The sequence below is a fragment of the Micromonospora sp. ATA51 genome, assembly GCF_016802855.1.
Lineage (GTDB): Bacteria > Actinomycetota > Actinomycetes > Mycobacteriales > Micromonosporaceae > Micromonospora > Micromonospora sicca.
The window spans coordinates 1-19,565 of the sequence record NZ_JAEVHJ010000012.1; the positions used below are offsets into that span (position 1 = coordinate 1).

Sequence of the window (19,565 nt, forward strand, 5' to 3'; positions counted from 1 at the left end):
TCCATGATCACCGACGTGATCTCACCCGCTCCACAAAGGCCGCTCACCCCTTGAACTCCCAGCTCAGGGCACCCGTCGGCCGACTACGCAATCACCCTGTATTCCAGGGCGCGATGAGCTAGACGGGCTGTCAGGCACGGGCACGACGTCGAATGGTGGGCGGTGAAGTCATAGACCCCTGCCATACTCCGGCGTCGTGAGTGTTGATGAGTTCTGGAACGTGGTGGCGAAGGCACGGGAGTGCGCGACCGACCCCTCGGACGCCGAGGACGTCGCCGAACAGACACTGCGCCTGCTGACTGCCCTGCCGGCCGACAGAATCGCGGAACTGGCGCAGCCGCTGTGGGATCTGCGGGCGCAGTCGTACGGGTGGGACCTATGGCAGGCGGCCTATCTGATCAACGGCGGTTGCTCCGACGACGGCTTCGAGTACTTCCGCGGCTGGCTGCTCACCCAGGGGCGAGAGACGTTTGAACGCGCTGTGGCAGACCCCGATTCGCTCGCAGGCCTCCCGGTGGTCCAACGCGTTGCGGTCGATGGCGAGTTCGATCTCGAGAGCGAGACCATGTATGGCGTCGTATGGGACGCATACGCGGCCGCGACAGGAAGCTTGGAGCTGCCCAATGCGGTCACCGGCAGATACCCGGAGCTCGGCCAGGGCTGGGACTTCGAGGACGACGGTGAGATCCGTCGGCGTCTGCCGAGGCTCGCGGCGCTTTTCATGGATTAGTCGCGCCAGCGGATCTGCCACTTAGCACCGTCATAGCCGATGTGCGTGCGCGTGGAACGCTCAGTGCTGGCTGGCCTGAGCGGCTGTGGATGGCTGGCGCCGCCGTCGGTTGGATCGGCCAGCTCGAAGGTTCGCTGTTGCGTGCGTCCAACCGGTAGTTAGGCCGTTGGATGGTGCGGCTCGTGGTGCTCTGGAAGTCGGGGTCGATGTTGACCCAGCGGCTCGGCCGCCGACATTTCAGCAGAAGCGGGGTGCCGTATTGCAGAGCTGCTTTGTTGATCGGCGGAAGCACCAGCGCGACGAAGGTCCACTGCAGAGCCGACAGCATCTCGTCAGCGCCCAACGGTCGGGCCGTTCACCTGCGCTCGATCGCCTCGGAACGGCAGGGGACGCAGCGGCCAGCGGGCTGACCAATATGCCCAGGACGTTGGCACCGGCCACCACTGCCGACGTTTGGCGTGGCCGCGCGCGGCCGCCAGGCGGTCCGGGCTGGCACCGGAACCGGCCGACTCGCCGGTAGAAACCGCCGCCACCCCGGAGGGCTCACGGGCGCGTCGCCCTTCAATTGGTCTTCAGTACTTCGGGTGACACTCTGGCTGTCACCCCCGGCAGGCGAATGTGTCACCCCTGCCGGTTGTTCTGTCACCCCCGCTGCGGGTGTGGTCCGTCGGTTCGTGTGCACCAGCCGATAGACGCGGGTGGCGATGCCGGCGACCTTCGACACGATGAGGCGACCCAGTTGCACGAGCTTGGCCAGGCATCGTTGCACTGTGCGCTCGGAGCAGCCGACGTACTCGGCGAGGGTGGCCACGGATGGCCAGGCGTTGCCCTCGCGGTTGGCGTGGGCGGCGATGGCGATGGCCACCGCTCGCTCGTTCTTCCCAAGATCTTTTGTGGTGAGCAAGGCAGCCTTGACGGCTTGACTCATGGCTTGCGGATCTCCGTCCGTCAGGGTCCGCGGCGCCTGTCGTGGCGCCCTGGGCCAATCTCTGGGTGCAAACCGCCGGCACTTCCAGTGCGGCGGAGCGTTACGTAGGCGAACGTCTGTTGCTGCGGCGTTTTTCACCACGGCCCGGCCATCAGCCGACATCGGCGTGAGAGCCGGGTCCCTGGCAGCCGCGGGGACGGGCATGCCGGAGTACCTGAGGATGGTGGTGAGCGCGGGTCGTGCGATCGCTCACGGCAGGGATCTATGGCGGAGCTTGTAGGCCCCAGGCAGGACTGGCCATCGCTTGCGCCTCTTCGTCAGCAGGTGCTGTCGGGCAGTGGGGTGATGTTGCGGACTGTCACCGACGGATCAGCCACCGGCGGACCTGATCCACGCTCAATCCGTCGCCCGGGTCAAGCCACGTCAGCCGGGACCGCCAGCGGACGTTGTCGGCGCCCCAGATCAGATGCTGCGCAGGCCAGTTGGTGCGGCGCTCGATCAGCCCTCACCCGATGGAGCAGCGATGCGACGGAGCGCTGCGATCTGATCGATCCAGCTGCTCAGCCGAGTGATCCGGACGACGTCGCCGGTCTTCGGGGCTTGGATGATGAGTCCCTCGCCGAGGTACATGCCGACGTGACGTGGGTTGGTCATGGTGCCTTGGCTGCCCGGGATGAGGATGAGGTCGCCCGGGAGCAGGAGCGCCGGATCGGTTACGGCCTTACCGGCGTTGGCCTGGTCGGTGGTGACGCGGGGGATGGAGATGCCGGCCGCTCGGTACGCCGCCTGCATGAGCGATGAGCAGTCGCACTGTTTGTCGGGGTTGCCGGAGTGCGGGTCGGTGCATGATCCGCCGAAGTGGTACGGGGTGCCGAGTTGGCTTACGGCCCAGAAGATGGCGGTCGTGACGGCGGGCGGGGTGTTGGCGGGGAGCGCGAACCCGTCCGGGAGGGCGGCGGGCGCATCGGGGGCGCAGTTCGTCAGGGTGCTGGTCAGCTGCTCCACCAGGTGCAAAGCGTCGTCGGTCCACTTGGCGTACGCGTCGGGGAAGGCCGCGACCTGGACCGCCTGGGCGGCCTCGGTGAGAGGCATCGTCTCCCAGCCGGGAATGGTCAGGAGCTTGTCGAAGAATTTGCCCGCCTGGTGGGCGGGCTCGGACAGCTGCGCGATGCTGCCCCAGCCCTGGCTCGGGCGCTGCTGGAACACTCCGATGGAATCGTGGTCGTTGCTGTCGCCGAGGTAAGGCAGGTTGCGCAGGCCTGATTCCTGCATGGCGGTGGCGACGGCGATGACCCAGCCCCAGCGGGGTACGCCTTTGGCGACGCCGACGTCGATGATGGTCGCGGCGGTCTCCAACTGCTCGGTGTCCCAGCTACCGGCGCCGGGCGGCTGCCCGGAGGGGCGCACGGCGGGCGGGGCGACGATGCCGCATCCGCTGGAGCCGCCGCCCATAACGGCCGACAGCAGCAGCATGGGCAGTCCGAAGCAGGCCACGACGACGACGGTGACGACTCCGATGATGATCTTGGTCATGTTGTTGCCCTTCCCTTGAACACGAAAAAAGGCCGGTCTCCGCGCGGACGCGCGGCCGGGACCGCAGGTGCGAGAAGGCGGACCGCAGGTGTGGATGCGCGGAAGCCTCGGCGCAGGTGCTGCAGAGGAGATCGGCGATCGGGCCGGCCGTTTCCAACAGCAGATGGCTGGCGTCGACTGGGGTCGCGTAGCGCCGGATTTCGCGACCAGCCCCGGCCGGGGCAGGTATCGCAGAGGAGCTGAGTGAGGCAGTGATGGTGCGGGCGCAGTGGGACTCGTTGTAGGCGGTGCGCGGCAGGTGACGGTGCGCGAGGCGACGGCAGTCGCAGACCCTGTGCCCGGTTGCGTGTATGCCATGAGGTCTCAGCGCAGGGCGTGTACGTACGCCTCGGTCGCCGCCGGCGGCAGGCAGCGCCCGAGGCGTACGCGGCGGGAACGATGGCGTCAGGCCGTCATCCAGGTCGGCGGCATGATGGACGCCCGGCCCGGTCCCAGGAGCATGTCGCCCTGGATCCGGCGGGTTTCCTCGGCGGTGAGCAGGTAGGCGGGTAGCCGCGGCACGTGCTCGCGCCAGGCGCGGTAGAGGCGGTGTATGCCGTCGATCAGTAGCGCAATGGGTGGGTGCCCGGGAACGTCGAGTTGGGCGACGATCAGAGGTTTAGACAAGTCGGTCGTCATGGCAGTCGCGGTTGAGGCCGGTGCTGGTCGGGCCGATCAGGTTGACCCGGTGCGGGTCGTCGAGCCGGTTCAGGCCGTAGGCGGTAGCCCAGGTCGTGACGTCGAGCGACTGGGTGTCGGGGGGCGTGGTGGCGATCAGCGCGTCGGCGGCGTCGATGGAGAACGCCCACGGCCCGAAGTGAAACCACTGGGGTTGTCGAGGGCCGGTCACTGGCCGCCTCCGGCCCTGGTCAGGCGGGTGTAGACGGCAATGCAGCGAAGGATCAACTCGTGTGACGGCAGGGTCAGCAGCCGCTGCCGCTTGTCGTCGGCGAGCCGGTCCCAGATCAGGACGGTGACGCTGGCGGACCACACGTCGACGAGCACTCCGTCGATCTTGGCGTACTGGCGGTCGGCGACGATGCGCCGCAGCGTGTCGATGAGGGTGGCGTCGCCTGGCGGGTGGTTGGCGTCGTCGGGCCGTTGAGCTTCGGGAAGCAGGCTGTAGCAGTCTTCGCAGGTGTAGTCGATGCGCGGCCGGTCCTCGGTCTCCCACTTGCCGACGTCGGCAGCGGGCAGGCCGCACACCGACTGCCGCAGGTCGCGAGGGTGGCGGACGTGGTAACTCATCGGCTGGCCACTCGGTCTGATCCCCACTTCATGGGTGTGGGCTGTGCCATGGGGTGTCCCTTTCGTTGGTGAGCCGGGGCGGCGGGTGACCGCCGCCCCGGTGAGGTGGAGGGACGGGTGGTCAGACCTTGAGCAGGTCGAAGGCGGCCACCTTCAGGTCGCCGACGTTGCCGGTGAGGACACGGTTGGCGCGGACGATGGCGTTATTGGCAGGCTGGTAGTGGTCGAGGTATTCGGTGATGGCCTGGTAGCCGGCCCACCGGCTGCCGGTGATGGCTTTCTGGGTGTCGGCCTCGCGGATCAGGTACTTGAGCGTGCCGAGGCGTTGTTTGGCGTTGTTGCGGGTCTGCTCGGAGGCGTTGTCCTTGACCGGCCACACCTGCGCCACCACCGATTCGAACTCGCGCATCGTCAGCTCGGTCTGCAGCATCCGCTCGGCGGCCTTCTCAAAGGTCTCCATGTACTTCCACATCAGGCCCAGGGCCTCACGGGCCTGGCTGATCTGGGAGTTGACGTTGGAGGTGTGCCGGAACGTGTAGTGCCCGACCGAGTTGGCGAAGGCGGCGCGTTGGGTGTTCGCGCAGACCACTCGGATGGGGCTGGCGTCCACCCGCAGCGCAGCGGTGCCGTCGTGGGAGGTGGTGCCGATCAGGTAGAGGTCCAGGCAGTCCACCCCGGCGATCTCCATCGCCGTCGGCAGCTTCATGGTCACGAACACGCTCTTGCCGCGGCGCAGACTGCCGGCGGTCTCGAAGTGGGCGCCACCCACCTCATCCACCAGGCGATCCAGCATCTCGGCGCACTGCTCGTTCTGGACCACCGTGTAGTCGGTGCCGACAATGCCCAGGTACTCGGTGGCGCCGGTCACCGGGTTGCGGCGCACAGTCATCCGCTTGTTGTCGGCCGGGATCTGCACCTCAATCCCATCGACGAAGTCGATGCCGACGGTGCGGATGGTGCGTACGCCCCAGTCGCCGAGCCGGGCGGCGGCCATGATGTCCTCGGCGCGCAGGGTGTCCTGCGTGACGGTGCCGAGTTGGTGCCAGGCCGACAGGCGGGCGCTGGCGAAGGCGGTCGTTCCGTCCGCGAACGTCTCCAGTTCGTGCGGCACGGGCTTCTCCTGTTCATACGGTTGAGGGGGCCGAGCGCACGGCTCGGCCCCCCGCGATGGATTGGTGGGTCAGGACGGCTCGGCGGCGTTGACCTGCGCCGGGTAGGCGAAAGTCAGCGGCGTGTCCGAGACCAGGAGGATGCGGCCGGCGGCGGCGGCCTTGGTGCAGTTGTTGCGCACCGCCCCGGAACTGACGGTGCGGCCGAGTTGCCCGCCGATGGCGGTGGCGATGTCCTGCGGGGTCATCGCGTGCCGGGGTTGGCGGCAAGGACGTCGAGGGTGAGCTTCTCCAGCTCGCCCCGGCCGAACGGTTGGCTGCCGTCGGCGTTGACGGTCACGTCGCTGCGCCGGCCCACACTGCCCGCGGCGCCCGGCGTACGCGGGCCTGGGCGGGTGGGCAGAGTGACGACGTGGGTCTCGCCGTCTGGGCCGACGACATGCAGGGTGCCGTCCGGCCGGATCAGCGGCAGCACCGTGGCCCTGGCGTTCGGCGTGTTCGCCCCGCCGCGGATCACGTGAAGGCAGAGCGGGCAGCGGGGCGGTTCCGGGTTCGGGTCGACCTCGCTGGCCTTGGTCGGACCCGGGATCCACTGCTCGGGCAGGTCGGGCCGCCGTCGAGCGGCGTCGGCCTGCTCCATCACGGTCAGCAGCCGGGCGGCGGTGACGTGACCGATGCCGCTCTCGGCCACGATCACGTCGAGGGTTGCGCCGTCGTCGCCGTAGTCGGCCAGTACGCCTTTGATCGCCATGACCTTGCGGTCACCGGGACGCGTCGGCTGCACAACGGTGACTGTCCGGGCCTCGCCACCCTCGTTGCCATTGTCGGCGTCGTCGGAGGCCTCGCCGCTGGCGTCGAATCGGTCGGTCTCGTTCGCCGCCTCGTCGGTCTCCTCGTGTGTGCCGTCGCCGTCGGTGCCGTTGCCCGGGTGGTCGGCCGGTTCGGTGTCGCGGGTGGCCGGCTCGTCGGCCGCGTTGACGGGGTCCGGGTCGGCGGACTGCTCGGTCTCGTCCGCGCCGGCCGTGTGTCCGTCGCCGCGGTCGGCGACGTCGTCGGGCACGGCGTCGGTGGCCGGGGTCGCGAGGCTCCACTGAGTCGGCGCGCCCTCCGCGGAGTCGGCCCCGGTGTCCACTGCGACGATCACCCCGGCGTCGGCCAGCGTCTTGATCGCCTTGTCAGTGGTCGAGCGGGCCTTGCCCGACCTGTCGGCCAGTTCGTGGACGTTGCCCTGACCGAGAGCTGTCAGGGCATCGAGGACGGCCTGCGTGGCAGGTGTCAGGGACAGGTTTTCCATCGAGTTCCCTCCTTGGGAACGTGGGGTTGGGAATGCCCGGCCCGGTGTTGTGCCGGGCGGTGGTGCGCCGGGTCGCGGGGCAGCGGTCAGCGCGGCAGGCGCCCACAGCGGCGCGCTGCGTGCTGCTGGATTACGGTCCGGTGGCCTCGCGGCTGCGGGATGCGGCCGAAGCGGCCGGAGTCGGTGGGCTCGGCGGCCGCCGGCTGCAGGATGTAGCGCCTGCCTTCGGCAGGGTGGCGGTAAGTCCGGCGTCAGGCTGGGACAGGCGCAGCTGTCCGGTTCCGACCATCAGGTCGGACGACGTAGCGGCTGGTCCGCCCGGCGAGCTGATGGTTGCAGCGGGAGTCGGTGTGGCCGGGACGACCCGGAGCGTGTTCCGGGGTTGCGATCGCGCCGCCGCCGGCAGCCGGGGGAAGGGTGCGGCGGCCGGGATGGGGCGGCGGCGTGCTGGCTGAGGGCGCAACCCGGATGTCAGCGCAACCCCGGTGACCCATCGCGCTGCGGTGCGCTGCTAATTGGCGAGGTGAGCGAGCTCGGCCGGGGTGAGCTGGGCGGGGGTGCGGCTGCGCCAGGCGTCGGAGTGGCGCAGGTGCCACCAGCGCAGCAGCGACCGGCAGGCCGAGGCAAGCTCGTCACACACCGGCAGCGGATACGCCATGCCGGCCTTGATGTGCAGATGCTGCGGATCGGTGTAAGCGGTCGGCGCCCACCCCTGGTCGGTCTCGGTGACGTCGCCGACGACCCGATCCGGGTAGGGGACGACGAAGGCGCTGGCGGCCTCGGCGTCGGGCACCACCAGCCAGGTGTGCGGATCTTTGAGCCGCAGCGTCGCCACGCCACGTGACGGGTCGCTGCGCCGCAGGAGCAGGTGCCGCTGGTCGCCGTCGCCGATGGGCCGGTGGTTGCGCCAGGCGCGGTAGGCGCTGACGAGTCCCGCCCCGAGGACGGTGTGCCGCTCGCGGGCGGCGAGCGCGTCGGTGAGAGCTCGGTGGTAGCCGGCCAAGTGCAGGTCGGCTCGGGCGGCCAGTCCTTGCCGGGCCGTGTCGGCGAGCACACTCACGCGGGTGAGGGCCTGGTCGAGGCTGGTGGTGCTGTCGGTGAAGTCGCGGGCGGTCTTGTGCAGGACGCGGGCGAGGTCGCCGATCGGGTCGAGGTTCGCGGTGTCGTGGCGCCACAGCTGCTCGGGAAGGACGTCGTTGGTGTCGGCGGCGATGCGCCGAAGCGCCGGGTCAGTCAGGAACATCGGGAGTCTCCTTTGTGGGCCTCAGGGTTGCGGGCATGCCGAGGGCCGGTCGCAGCGGGGCTGCGACCGGTCGTCGGTGTGTAGGGGGGTTAGGCGATGGCGACGGCGCACAGTCGTGCGTTGGAGCGCAGGCTGCGCAGGTAGGCGCATGCCTCGTTGAGGAAGCGGAGCCGGTCGGCGACGGAGGCGCTGGCCGCGATGAGTAGCCGGCCATCGGTGGTGATCAGCGCGTCCCCGATCAGCGCGATGCGCCAGTAGAGCCCGACGTAGGTGCCTTCACCGGCTTGGTAGACGGGCAACTCGTAGGGGTCGAACGAGTGGGCGAGCATCGCCAGGACTCTTGGTTGCTGCTCGAAGCGGCGGCGGGCCTCGTTCAGCGTGACCTTGCCGGGGTCGGCGAGGTGCTGGGCGAGGTAGTCCTCCCAAGGGCGGGCCGGCCTAGTGGTGGCGCCGATGTGGGCGTTCCACGCGCGCCATCGTCGGGTGGCGCCGTGGGCGGCCTTCGCGGCGGTGCCGGTCAGGTCGAGGCGGCTCTTGCGGCCCCCGGCGGCCATGGTGATCGCGCCGAAGCGGCGGGCGGCGTCGAGTAGGTGGTAGCCGAAGAAGCGGGTCAGCCAGCCGATGAGACGGCGGTGACGGACATGGTAGCGGCGGACGGGGGTGCCGTGAGCGTGCAGATGGTCGTGGCCTTTTTCCGAGGCGGCGAACCAGTCGGCGTCTTCGCCGGCGGCGAAGCAGACGGTGACGACCTGAACGGTGAGCGGCCTGGGCGTGGGCATGACATAGTGCTCCCTTCGCGAAGGAACGCGCATGAATGGACGCGCGGTGGTGTCACCGGATCGCGGCGTCTAAGCCGGGGAAGCTGCCGTGAACGAGGGTGCGGGGCGTGGATCGCGAGCCGACCACAAGAGGGTGGGCTGTCGGCGATCCCGCGGCGCGGGCAGATCCGAGGAGGACAGACGGGCGGCGGTGCGAGCAATAGAGAGGTGAGCCTGCACCGTAACTTCGTGACCTGACAGCACAAGCCCGGTCAGAAATCACGGCCATGCCGGTGACCTGCGCTGACAGGAACAGCCGCGCGGCTGTCAGGGTCTGTCAGAGCACGAAGACGCCGTCGTCGTAGTTCGGGTTGTCCGCTACGGGCTGCCCGTGGTCGCTGGGCAGGTCGATGAGCCGGGTTCTGCTGGTGGCGCCGACCGGGAGCCAGACCGCTTCGGCGGGATCGCCATTGCCGGTAGCGGTCGCGGCCGGCACGTCGTCGCCTCGGGTGTGCAGGAGCCGGTGCAGGTGTTCTTCGCGTTGCTCACTGCCGAGCCAGAACAGCACCGGGTAGCGGGGCCCGCCACGGCCGATCAGCTGCCCATACCGGTCGAGCTTGGCCACCACCCGGCCCAAGGGTTCGGTGCCGGTGTCGGCTTCCAGGAAGAACCCCACCGTGGTGTCGCCGACGCTCCACAGGCCGTGCCCGTCGGCGGTGATCGTCCGGAACTGCTTCGTGGTGGTCGTCTCCGACCACCACCGGTCCAGCCGCGTCTCGGGGCGCCGGCGGGCGTACGCGGTGAGGCGGACGAAGAACTCGTTGGCGGTGAGCAGGTGGGTCAAATGCGGGTTGGCCGACAGCCGATGCGTGATCTGCCGGCTCGCCCGCAGGGTGGGCTCGGGCCGCTGGTTGGCGGCGGCTTGGAAGCCGTGCCCCTGGTGGCCGAGCGTCCAGTGCCATGGCTGGCTGCCGCCCCCGGCGCGGGCGAACCGGAACCGGTCCAGCAGACCCAGGGCGGCCAGTTCACCGAGGCGGATCTGGCAGGTCCGGCGGGCGTGGAACAGCATGCGGTGGATCTGGTCGGTGGTGAGGACCTGGTGGTCGTCGAGGAGTTGGAGCAGCTGGCGGTCACGGGCGGTGATGTGCGGGTAGATGGCCAGCAGGCCGGCAGAGCGCGATTGCGGCATAGATGGTTCACCCCTGTGGACAGAGAATCCCGTAGGGAGTCTGGATACGTTGATCTTGCCTCCGGGTGTGTTCCCGGGTAGGTTTCGGCAGCTCAGGCACCTGACAAGCTGGCTTGAGAGGGCTCGCAGGGGGACTCGTGTCGCGGACACCCCCAAACGAGCCCCCGATGCCGCACCCAGCCGAGGCGCCAACCGCGCCAGCCCGGATGTCAGCGGTCGCGATCGGTCATCCGTCGCTTCATCGCCGTGCGGGCAAGCTGCTGCATCGGCGGCTCACCGTCGGTGCGGCTGTGGGCGGTGGCGCACTCCTGCCGGATCGCGGTCGCCTCACCCACGACGGGCGCCGGCGGGTTGGTCACGAAGGTGAACGCGGGCAGTTCCCGGTTGTCGACCAGCAGCCGCGCGGCGGCGGTGTAGACGTCGAGGTGGGCGAGGTCGTGCTCGTCCAACTCGGGTTTGGTGTGCCGGGACAGCTCCCGCGCATCAGCCGGGTCGACGGTGAAGAACAGCTTCGACCGGGCGTTGGCCGATACCGCCGCGGCGACGTCCTTGGGCAGTTGGGCGAGGTCCTGGTGGGCGAGGACGAGCCCGAGCCGGAACCCGCGTGCCTCGGCCAGCATGTCGCCGACGCTGCCCGGCAGAGCGAGGAAGTTCTGACACTCGTCCACGTAGAGGCAGGCGTCTTTTCGCTGGCGCTCGGGGATGGTGGCGCGGGCGATGGCGGCCTGCCACACCCGGGCGACGATCAGCGAGCCGAGGATCCGGCTGGTCTCCTCACCGAGGATGCCCTTGGGTAGCCGGCACAGCAGGACTCCGCCGTCGAGCACTGTGCCCATGTCGAACGACGAGTGGGCGTTGCCGATCACGCTCTTGACGAAGTCCCGCAGTAGGAAGGCCCGCAACCGTGCGAGGACCGGGGCGATGACCTGGCCGCGGAACTGCTCGTTGATGCCGTCGTACCAGAGCCAGAACCCGCCGAGCCCGTCCGGGTCGTCCAGGCCGTGAGTGAACCTGGCCCGGAACTCCCGGTCCTGCAACAGCGACGGGATCAGGCTCAGGGTGGGTTTGGCGTGCCGCATCAGCGTCAGACACGCCACCCGCATGGTGTCGTCCATGCGGGGGCCCCACTGCCCTTGGAAGATCTTGGCGAAGATGCCCACCAGGTTGTCCACCGCCAGGTGCGGGTCGCCCTGGTCGTCGAGGGGGTTGAAGCAGCCCGGGTTCTCCTGGTCCGGGTCGATGATCACGATCTTCTTCGCGTGGGAGGCGGGGAGCCGGTCGAGGATGTCGGTGATCAGGTCCCCGCGCGGGTCGATGACCACCGTCCCGCGGCCGGCTTTGATGTCGCCGAGGATCATGTTCAGCAGCAGAGTGCTCTTGCCGACGCCGGTCTTGCCGACCACATGCACGTGCTGCCGGGCGTCGGTCACGTTCAGGCCGACGCTGTGGCGGCCGATCTGCGACCGGCCCAGCACCTTCACGCCCCGCCCGCCGGAGGGCACCTGCACAGGCGCCGGCACGGCCTTGGCCCGCGCCCGGTCCAGGCCCGGCACGGCGAGGTCTTGCGGCAGCGCGGCGAGGGCCGCGAGTTCCGGCACGGTGGCCAGGAACCCGCGCCGCAGCCTGCGCCCGGCGAGAGTGGCGGCCGGCTGCGGAATCTTCATGCGCCGCAGCCGGTTCGGGCCGGTGTATGTCGCGGCGGCCGAGGCGATGGTGTGTCGGAGCCCGAGCAGTCGTGCGCGGACCTGCGTGGCCCGCTCTGGGGCCGGTGGTGTCTTGTCCGCGTCGGCGGCCACGGCGAACCGGACCGCGATCTCGAAGTGCGGCACCCGCACGGCCTTGTCGACGATCGTGCGGGCGTCGGCGCTGGCTACTGGGTCCCGCTCGGCCGCCCGCGCTGCGGTGGCGTATGCCGGGCTGCGGGGCCGGGACGGGCCGGGCGTGAACACGTCGAGGAGCAACAGGAGGGGTTCGATGGCCAGCCGCGCCGCGCCGGAGACGGCGCGGGCGGCCGCGTCGGCCGCCCGTGGGGATGGTTGCTGCTGGTCGCCGCCGCCCGTCTGGCGGCCCGGACGCGGCGGGCGGGTGCCGGGCGGGCGAGGATCTGCACGCACGCGTGTTCGCGGTGGCGTACCTCGGCGCCGACGGCGAGCAACGCCCGCAGGGGATCGGCGTCGTGCTCGCTGCGCAGCGGCAGCACGTCGGGTTGCTGCGGCCAGTGCGCCCCACCCACCTCCTCGCCCACCTCGGCCGGGATCGGTGCGGCGGCGTCAGTGGTCGTCATGGTCGCGGCGGGCCAGGCCGCGCGGACGGCGGCCTGGACTGCGCCGGGCGGCACCGTGCCGGGCACCCACACCCGGATGGTCAGGGCGCGGCCGGTCCAGGTGTACTCCCACCCGACATGCGGATAGCCGTAGAGCCTGCGCCGCCACCCCGGCGGAGTGAGCACGCCGACGAGCGTTGTCCAGAACGCGGCGGCTGCCTCCTTGGTGACCTCCGGCGGGGCGGCGATGGTCAGCCACCGCGCGCCGGCCACGAGTCGCTTGTGCCGCCAGGCGAGCAGTTGGTCATAGGTGAACACCGCGCCGACGAAGCCGGTGGCGGCGAGAACGCCGAGCCACGGCCGGGCGATGATCCAGTTCCAAAACTCTTCGGGCCAGGTCCGGCTGATCATCACTCGGCCTCCCCGATCCCGGTCACGGCGATCTTGTGCTCGGCGGCCGACCCGACAGCGCGGAACGGAATCCGGCTCCGGCCGGCGACGAGCAGGCCCTCACCGCGTGGCGCCGACAGCAGCAGCCGCGACTCCCCGGCGGTCAAGCTGAACGCCTCCGACACCGCGTCGATGGACTGCGTGCTCTGGCGCATCAGCACCTGAGTCGCGGCGTTGGACACCACGGCGAGGCCGAGGTCGGTCGACAGCACGTCGGCCGCGTCCTGGGTGATCACACACAGGCCCGCCGCGCGCTTGCGGGCGGCCTTCGCCATCCGGAACAGGAACCGGCTGCCCTCACCGTCGCGCATCAGCAGCCACGCCTCGTCCACCACGACGAGCTGCCGCCGCTGGCGGCCGCCCGCGGCTGGTGTGTCGATGCCGGACCAGATCGAGTCGAGGGCCAGCAGCGTGCCGACGGTGCGCAGCTCGTCGGGCAGGTGCCGCAGGGACCACACCACCAGGTGACCGGCCGGGGTGGTGGTGGTCGGCCCGTCGAACAGGCTGGCGAAGTTCCCGACCGTCCAGGGGGCGAGCCGTGCGGCGAGCTGTCCGGCGGCCGGGTCATCGTCGGCGGCGAGCACGGCGGCCAGGTCCCGCAGCAGCGGCGCGGGCTTGGTCCAGGTGGCCGGGTCGCCGTTGATCCCCGCCTGGTTGTAGGTGGCGGTGATGGCCCGATCGAGGGCGGCGCGTTCGGCCGGCGGCGGTGCCGCCCCGAGCATGACCGAGATCAGCGTGTGCAGATACAGGCCGCGGCGGGTCAGCGTGTCGGGCCGGTCGTCGGTGGGCAGGTCGAGGGGGTTGATGCGGACGCCGGGCTGGCCGAGCTGCACGACGGTGCCGCCGACGTGCTCGGCCAGCGGCGTGTACTCGTCCTCGGGGTCGATGACCGACACTGTCGTGCCCTGGTACAGGTTGCGCAGCACTTCCAGCTTGACGAAGTACGACTTCCCGGCGCCGGAGCGGGCCAGCACGACGCTGTTGTGGTTGTCCTGCGCCCACCGGTTCCAGATGAGCACGCCGTTGCTGGTGGTGTTGACCCCGTAGAGCACGCCCTCGGGTGGGGCGACCGTGCCGGGGGAGGGGGCGGCGAGGTCGGCCGAGGCGAGGGGGAACGCCGCCGCGAGGGCGGTGCTGTCCAGGATGCGGCGCATCCGCAGCGGATCCACGCCGACCGGCAGAGTGGAAATCCAGCCCTCCTGCTGGCGGAACGTCGCCGGCTGCAGGTCCAGGAGCACTGATGCGGCGGCGGACTTCACGCCGGCGGTGACGGTGGCAAGTTCGTCGAGGGTGCGGGCGTGGATGGTGACGTAGATGCCGACCTCGAACAGCTTCGCCGCCCCGCGGGCGACCCGCTCGGCGAGGTCGGCGGCATCGGCCGCCGCGGCCTCCACCATCGGATCACCCAGGCGTCCCTGGTCGGCGTCGAGGCGGCGGGAGGATTCGAGGCGGGCGCGTTGGCGCTTGAGCATCGGCGCGGCCAGTTGCGGTGGCACCGGGTCCAGGTGCACGGCGACGTCGACTCGTCCGGGGTAGGACAGCAGTGGGTCGAGCCAGGCGGGGCCGACCTCGGCGGGGTAGCCGCAGATGGCGTAGGTGGCGGCGTACCCGTCGCCGACCTGCACGTGTGACCGGGTGACTGACAGAGCGGCGGGGGAGGGCATGGCGTCCCCGGCCGCGACGTTCTTTTTGGGTTTCAACAGGTTCACGATGTGCTCCGGCGGGTGATCGGGGCGCCGGGCACCGCGCGGGGGCCAGGCGGCGGGGGAGAGAACGGATCGACCGCGGCCGCGAGCGCGGAGGTGACGGCGGGCCCGTCCAGCGCGGTGGCTTCGACACCGAGCCCGGACAGGGCGCGCACGGCGCCCTCGGCGGCGTGCGCGCCGGTGACGACGGTCAGTACCTGGCGGCGCAACGGATCGCGCTGGTTGTCGAGGTCGAGGAGGAAGTCGGCGTAGTCGGTGGCGGCGGCCTGCAACGCCGGGTGGGGCAGGCGCGGCGCGTGGTCGACGGTCGCCTGCGCGTAGGCGGTCAGGTCGTGCCGCTGCGCGGCAACGACGATCTGCGCCGGCCCGGTCAGCGAGTTGAGGAACCGGCCGAACCCGTCCAGCAGGGCACCTTGCTCGCTACCGGTGCGCAGGTGGATGTTCGTGGTGCCACAGGCGATCAGCAGCCTGTCGCTGCCCTCGCTGCTCAGGACTCCGGTGGGGCTGACCGTCGTGACCGGAGAGCGCAGCGGCGCCGGGACGCTCGGCTTGCCGGCCACGACGGCGACCGAGCTGGCCCGCGCCGTGCCCGGGGTGAGCGTGCGCGGGCTACGGGACAGGGCGAACCCGTGCCGTAGCCACACGTCCAGGGGCAGGCCGTCGCGGCGGCCGAGGGCCACCACGATCGCGAGGGCGAACCCGATGACCGCGGCGACGATCCATGCCGCCGGCGGCAGTAGGGGACCGAAGGCGCGGTAGAGACCGAACCCGGCGAGGCCGACACCGCCGATGATGCCGAGCTGCCGGAAGGTAAGCCCGAACGCGATGCGGTCGGGCTCGTTGACGTTGGCCGGGACGACGGCCCGCGGCGTGGTGTCCTCGTGGGTCATCGCCCACCTCGCATGGCGGTACGCCCGATCCGGCCGAGCGGCAGGTGGCGGGTGACGCCCTGGATGAACACCGCGCGCAGCAGAACTCCGCCCGCGTTCGGTGATCCCGCCCGGATGGCGTAACGCCGCACCATCCCCGGGATCTTGATCGTGACCCAGAGCACGACGATGACGAGCATGAGGTTCAGCGCGTCCGAGCCGGGCAGGCCGAGCACGATCGGCAGGTTCGACTTCGAATCGATCAGCAGGTCGACGCCGGCGGAGAACGCGACCGCCTGCAGGGCCGGTGTGGCCAGGCAGCCGAGGAGGGCGCGCCACCACAGCTGCGCGGCGCCTTGTGTCCACGGGGTGGCGTAGCACGCGAGGGCCACCGGCGCGATCCCGGCCAGGACGACCAGCACCCCGATGCGCACCAGCCAGGCGCCGACGAGCATGAACATCAACACGACGATGAGCAGTCCGATGATGGTCATCAGCAGGGCGGAGCTCTGGTCGGTCATCGCCGAGGCCAGGCGAGCCCGAACGAAGGTGACGGCCTCGGTGGTCGGCGCGGAGGTACCGGTCAACGACACCGTCAGCGCGTTGGCGATGTCGATGAGCACGCCGGTCAGCGGGACCGCGAACGCGGACAGGATGAACCCGACGACGAGCCGGGGGAGTAACTCCTTGATGCCGTAGCGCATCTCGACCGAGTCGCCGACCATCATGGCCGCGCCTACGGCGATGATCGCCAGGATGAAGCAGGCGTTGACGACCACCGCGCCCTTGCCGGCGATCGAGGTCACCTGCGGCAGGACGGTGACGTCCGGCGATACGAAGATGGAGGAGGCCAGGAAGGCCAGCAGGCCGCCGAGAAGGTCGGTGACCTTCTCGGCGAGCCATCTGACCAGGCCGTTCATCATCCAGTCGACCACGGTGGCCGCCTCAGCCGCCGAGGATGCCCTGCAACACCTGCAGGACCACCGGGGCCAGTACCGCCAACGCGTAGCCGATCAGGGCGCTTTTGAAGTTGCCCTTTGCCTGCTCGACCTGCGCGGGGTCGCCGCCGGCGGCCATGTAGCGCAGGCCGCCGATGACCAGGAACATCGTCGCGACCAACGCGATGATGCCCATGATCCAGCCGGTGATGTTGGAGATGACCTGGGCGATCGAGTTGGGGCCCCCGCCGCTGTCAGGGGCGGGGGCGGCCAGGACCAGGTCGTTGAGGACAGAGATCGTGTGCATGTGCGGCGCTCCACAGGGCCTGCGGGCCGCCGCGGTGGGGACCGGACACAGGGCGCGGTGCTCCGGTGGGGGCGCTCCTCCCTTGCGTAAGGCGAAGGGTTGCGGTGTCAGTACGCCGCGCCAGCCATGCCGGACCCGCCCCGCCGAAAGGAGTGGTCCCCACCGGGCGGGCATGTCGTGGATGACATGCACCGCCCAGATCTCGGCTGTCAGGCCGATCGAACTCGTCGCCGGTCTGTCACGACCTGACGAAACCGGTCAGCGACTCATGTTGCCTTCCCGAGTGGGTGGACACCGAACGCGACGAGGCCGCCCGGCGGACCAGGGCGGCCTCGTGTCGAGATGCGCGCTGACGGTGGTCAAGCCGCCAGGGTGGCGTCACGGCGGCGGGACGAGCAGATTGGGCCGGACAGGTCGCCTCGCGTGACGGCTGCGGCTACGACGCGCTCGGCGCGGCGGCGCCGCATGCGCAGGACCGACGCGGTCACGCCCTGCTCAGCGGCCAGGTGCTCGATCAGCGCGTCGCCGAAGCGGGTCGCGCTGATCAGCTCGGCGGCATCGGCGGTGATCAGGCCGGCGGCTGCTGCCCGGCCGAGCAGCAGATCCGGGTGCCCGTAGGGCATCCTCGGCGAACGCGAGCCGCTCGGCAGGTCCAACGGCAGTTCCTCGCCGTCGTCGGCCTTGACGACCGAGGCGCCGGCGCGCCACGCCGCCCAGCACAGTCGCAGCCACAGCCGGGGCGGGGCGAGGTCCGCCGTGCGCAGTGCGTGAAGGAACCCGGCGAGGACTTCGGAGTCAACGTCGTCGGCGTGCCGCGCGTAGCCACGGCTGACCTTCGCCGCGAGGTGCGTCAGCGCGGGCAACGCCACACCGATCGCGCCGACCACCCAGGCCGGTCCCCGCCGGCGGGCGTGGTGGGCCAGCTGCCGCCACACATCGTCAGTGGTGTCGCTGTCGTAGCGCCCGTACAGCAGCAGCTTGCGCAGCTCGTCCAGCGGCATCGTCGTGTCCGGTAGGCCCGGTATTGGCCGGGCGTCGAGCACCAGCGGCGCGGGTTCGCAGGTCAACAGCTGAAACGCCTTCTCGGCGGTGGTCAGCGCCGTTCCGGCCGTCCTCGTGCGGGTGGTCGTTGCCATGGTGATGTCCCCTCGACGCAAGCGCCTCGCCTGTGCGAAGGCTCCGAGACGTCGATTGGGGCAGCCCGACCTGACACCACGCGCGCTTGTCAGACCGGGACAGGGCGTGTCGGGTGGTGTCAGGTTCGCCGCCGTGACCGCCCGCGCGAGGTTGTCAGGCGGCCGGGGTGACCGGTTCTGTCAGGCCGGGGGCGGGTTCGATCTGCCTGTCAGCGGCGCACTGGGAGCGTCAGTACGCCCGCCGGTCCGGGGGCCACCACGCCCATGGCCGACAGAAATCCACGCCGCGCACCGGTCCCCGTGGGGGATGTGGTGCCCGGCGACCCGCCCGTGCCGATCACCGTCTGGCCGGTCCCCGCCCCGCAGCCCGGCGAGACGATGTCCAACGCGATGGGCGTGCGGCTCGTCCACAACCTCACCCACCCATCCGATCTCGTCGTTGACCTCGCCGAAGGGCCGCAGCTGGCCCACGCGGTCATCGCCACGCACCGCCGCAGCCACCTGCACGCGCCCCGACAGGTCGGCTGGGGTCGGGAGGCCGCGACGCTGATCGTCACCGGCTGGCCGGTCGACGACACCACCTCGCCGGTCGAGTTCTTCGCCCGCTGCCGGGCCAGCCTCGTGGCGGGCGGCTGCGTGGCGGTGCTGCTGCCGCACGGCGACGTCGTCGCACCGGTCGACGTCGTCATCGCCGCGAAGCAGGCGGGGCTGGCGTACCTGCAGCACATCGTGGCGGCCGACCGGCCGCCTCGGCGTGGCCAGCAGGCGCAGCTGGACATTCACACCGACGTACTCATCCTGACCCGCAGCGCGACGGAGACCGGAGGCACCGATGGCTGACCCCATGCCGGTCACCTCGATGTGGCTGACCTGCCAACAGCCCGCCCGTGACCAGCGGCGAGGCCGCTACGTCCCGCAGACCTCCAGCCACCCGGGGAAGATGCTGCCCCACCTGGCCGCGCACGCGATCAGCTCGTACACCGCGCCGGGCGATCTGGTGTTCGACCCGATGTGCGGGTCCGGCACCACGCTGGTCGAGGCTATGCACCTCGGCCGGCAGGGGATCGGGATCGACATCGAACCCCGATTCACCGCGCTGGCCGCCGCCAACGTCGCTCTCGCTGCGTCGCAGGGCGCCGCCGGCGCGGCGCAGGTGCTCACCGGCGACGCCACTCGTCTCCTTGAACTGGTGCCCGCGTCCGCGGTCGGTCGGGTGAGCCTCGTGCTCACCTCACCGCCGTACGGGCGCGGGACCCACGGCCTCGTGCAGACGACGAGCACCGGGGTACGCAAGCGCAACCACCACTACGGGGACCGAGAGAATGGCAACCTCGCCTACGCGGGATGGTCCCGCCTGCTCGACGGGTTCGCCGCGATCCTGGCCGCCAGCTACCACCTGCTGGGCCCCGGCGGGACGTGGTGATCACCTGCCGGCCGGTACGCCGCCAGCGCGACGACCTGATCGACCTGCCCGGCGAGTTCCTCGCTGTCGCCCGGTCGGTGGGGCTGATTCCGGTGCAGCGGTGCGCGGCGATGCTCGCCGCCGTCCGCGACGGGCAGATCGTGCACCGTGCCAACATGTTCGGGCTCCTAGCCGTTCGCCGAGCCAGGGACGAAGGCATCCCGGTGCACCTGGTGGCGCACGAGGACGTGCTGGTCCTGCGTCGTTACTAGAACTCCGCGAGTTCGACTGAACCCAAGTGTTCGCACGGCGAATCCGGGTGTCCTGAGGGGCTGAACGAGCTGGGCTGTCAGGTCCTGCCAGAGCGGCGGACCTGACAGCCGCAGCCCCACCAGCAGCGACACGGCTAGCCTGAGGGCTCTC

22 protein-coding genes are annotated in these 19,565 nt (G+C 70.5%); 4 read left to right on the forward strand and 18 right to left on the reverse strand.

Annotation, left to right across the window (positions count from 1 at the left end; translation table 11 throughout):
- Positions 1-196: 196 nt before the first annotated feature.
- Positions 197-730 (forward strand): DUF4240 domain-containing protein, encoded by a 534-nt coding sequence (locus JNW87_RS04090; protein ID WP_238453070.1) that lies wholly within the window; start codon positions 197-199, stop codon positions 728-730.
- A 355-nt stretch (positions 731-1,085) separates the two neighbouring features.
- On the opposite strand, the gene JNW87_RS41310 is transcribed toward JNW87_RS04090, so the two are convergent.
- From JNW87_RS41310 to JNW87_RS04175, 18 genes are all read right to left on the reverse strand, one after another.
- On the reverse strand, positions 1,086-1,862 hold the full coding sequence (locus tag JNW87_RS41310) for a helix-turn-helix domain-containing protein (protein ID WP_375373461.1): 777 nt from the start codon (positions 1,860-1,862) through the stop codon (positions 1,086-1,088).
- Positions 1,863-2,156: 294 nt separating this feature from the next.
- Positions 2,157-3,191 carry a C40 family peptidase gene (locus JNW87_RS04095; protein ID WP_238453071.1) on the reverse strand — a complete coding sequence of 345 codons (1,035 nt, stop codon included), beginning with the start codon at positions 3,189-3,191 and terminating at the stop codon, positions 2,157-2,159.
- Positions 3,192-3,635: 444 nt separating this feature from the next.
- Entirely contained in the window at positions 3,636-3,857 is a 222-nt protein-coding gene (locus JNW87_RS04100; RefSeq protein ID WP_238453072.1) for a hypothetical protein, read from the reverse strand.
- A complete protein-coding gene (locus JNW87_RS04105) occupies positions 3,850-4,080 on the reverse strand; it encodes a hypothetical protein (RefSeq protein WP_238453073.1) in 231 nt (76 codons plus the stop codon). Before JNW87_RS04105 ends, JNW87_RS04100 begins: the two co-directional genes overlap by 8 nt.
- A complete protein-coding gene (locus JNW87_RS04110; RefSeq protein WP_238453074.1) occupies positions 4,077-4,478 on the reverse strand; it encodes a hypothetical protein in 402 nt (133 codons plus the stop codon). The genes JNW87_RS04105 and JNW87_RS04110 overlap by 4 nt, the downstream gene beginning before the upstream one ends.
- A gap of 121 nt (positions 4,479-4,599) precedes the next feature.
- Entirely contained in the window at positions 4,600-5,589 is a 990-nt protein-coding gene (locus JNW87_RS04115) for a DUF932 domain-containing protein (RefSeq protein ID WP_238453075.1), read from the reverse strand.
- A 69-nt stretch (positions 5,590-5,658) separates the two neighbouring features.
- On the reverse strand, positions 5,659-5,835 hold the full coding sequence (locus JNW87_RS04120; RefSeq protein WP_238453076.1) for a hypothetical protein: 177 nt from the start codon (positions 5,833-5,835) through the stop codon (positions 5,659-5,661).
- Positions 5,832-6,881: a helix-turn-helix domain-containing protein gene (locus JNW87_RS04125; protein WP_238453077.1), complete on the reverse strand. Its 1,050-nt coding sequence runs from the start codon at positions 6,879-6,881 to the stop codon at positions 5,832-5,834. Before JNW87_RS04125 ends, JNW87_RS04120 begins: the two co-directional genes overlap by 4 nt.
- A 511-nt stretch (positions 6,882-7,392) precedes the next feature.
- A complete protein-coding gene (locus JNW87_RS04130) occupies positions 7,393-8,124 on the reverse strand; it encodes a hypothetical protein (RefSeq protein WP_238453078.1) in 732 nt (243 codons plus the stop codon).
- A gap of 89 nt (positions 8,125-8,213) precedes the next feature.
- Positions 8,214-8,903 carry a hypothetical protein gene (locus JNW87_RS04135; RefSeq protein WP_238453079.1) on the reverse strand — a complete coding sequence of 230 codons (690 nt, stop codon included), beginning with the start codon at positions 8,901-8,903 and terminating at the stop codon, positions 8,214-8,216.
- A 316-nt stretch (positions 8,904-9,219) separates the two neighbouring features.
- Complete coding sequence (locus JNW87_RS04140) at positions 9,220-10,071, reverse strand: replication-relaxation family protein (RefSeq protein WP_238453080.1); 852 nt, start codon at positions 10,069-10,071, stop codon at positions 9,220-9,222.
- Between the two features lie 209 nt (positions 10,072-10,280).
- Positions 10,281-12,032 carry a type IV secretory system conjugative DNA transfer family protein gene (locus JNW87_RS04145; protein WP_238453081.1) on the reverse strand — a complete coding sequence of 584 codons (1,752 nt, stop codon included), beginning with the start codon at positions 12,030-12,032 and terminating at the stop codon, positions 10,281-10,283.
- A complete protein-coding gene (locus JNW87_RS04150) occupies positions 11,942-12,745 on the reverse strand; it encodes a hypothetical protein (protein ID WP_238453082.1) in 804 nt (267 codons plus the stop codon). Before JNW87_RS04150 ends, JNW87_RS04145 begins: the two co-directional genes overlap by 91 nt.
- The gene (locus JNW87_RS04155) at positions 12,745-14,448 is read right to left on the reverse strand and encodes a VirB4 family type IV secretion system protein (RefSeq protein ID WP_238453124.1); all 1,704 of its coding nucleotides are present in this window, start codon (positions 14,446-14,448) and stop codon (positions 12,745-12,747) included. Before JNW87_RS04155 ends, JNW87_RS04150 begins: the two co-directional genes overlap by 1 nt.
- Before the next feature lie 41 nt (positions 14,449-14,489).
- The gene (locus tag JNW87_RS04160; RefSeq protein ID WP_238453083.1) at positions 14,490-15,380 is read right to left on the reverse strand and encodes a PrgI family protein; all 891 of its coding nucleotides are present in this window, start codon (positions 15,378-15,380) and stop codon (positions 14,490-14,492) included.
- A complete protein-coding gene (locus JNW87_RS04165; protein ID WP_238453084.1) occupies positions 15,377-16,294 on the reverse strand; it encodes a type IV secretion system protein in 918 nt (305 codons plus the stop codon). Before JNW87_RS04165 ends, JNW87_RS04160 begins: the two co-directional genes overlap by 4 nt.
- Before the next feature lie 10 nt (positions 16,295-16,304).
- The gene (locus JNW87_RS04170; RefSeq protein WP_238453085.1) at positions 16,305-16,604 is read right to left on the reverse strand and encodes a pilin; all 300 of its coding nucleotides are present in this window, start codon (positions 16,602-16,604) and stop codon (positions 16,305-16,307) included.
- 359 nt (positions 16,605-16,963) lie between these two features.
- Entirely contained in the window at positions 16,964-17,740 is a 777-nt protein-coding gene (locus tag JNW87_RS04175; RefSeq protein WP_238453086.1) for a hypothetical protein, read from the reverse strand.
- 300 nt (positions 17,741-18,040) lie between these two features.
- Here JNW87_RS04175 and JNW87_RS04180 point away from each other — a divergent pair, with 300 nt between their 5' ends.
- From JNW87_RS04180 to JNW87_RS04190, 3 genes are read left to right on the forward strand one after another with little or no spacing between them, the layout of a single operon-like run.
- Positions 18,041-18,580 carry a hypothetical protein gene (locus JNW87_RS04180; RefSeq protein WP_238453087.1) on the forward strand — a complete coding sequence of 180 codons (540 nt, stop codon included), beginning with the start codon at positions 18,041-18,043 and terminating at the stop codon, positions 18,578-18,580.
- Positions 18,573-19,163 carry a DNA methyltransferase gene (locus JNW87_RS04185; RefSeq protein ID WP_238453088.1) on the forward strand — a complete coding sequence of 197 codons (591 nt, stop codon included), beginning with the start codon at positions 18,573-18,575 and terminating at the stop codon, positions 19,161-19,163. The genes JNW87_RS04180 and JNW87_RS04185 overlap by 8 nt, the downstream gene beginning before the upstream one ends.
- Entirely contained in the window at positions 19,157-19,414 is a 258-nt protein-coding gene (locus JNW87_RS04190; protein ID WP_238453089.1) for a hypothetical protein, read from the forward strand. Before JNW87_RS04185 ends, JNW87_RS04190 begins: the two co-directional genes overlap by 7 nt.
- The last annotated feature ends 151 nt before the right edge of the window (positions 19,415-19,565 follow it).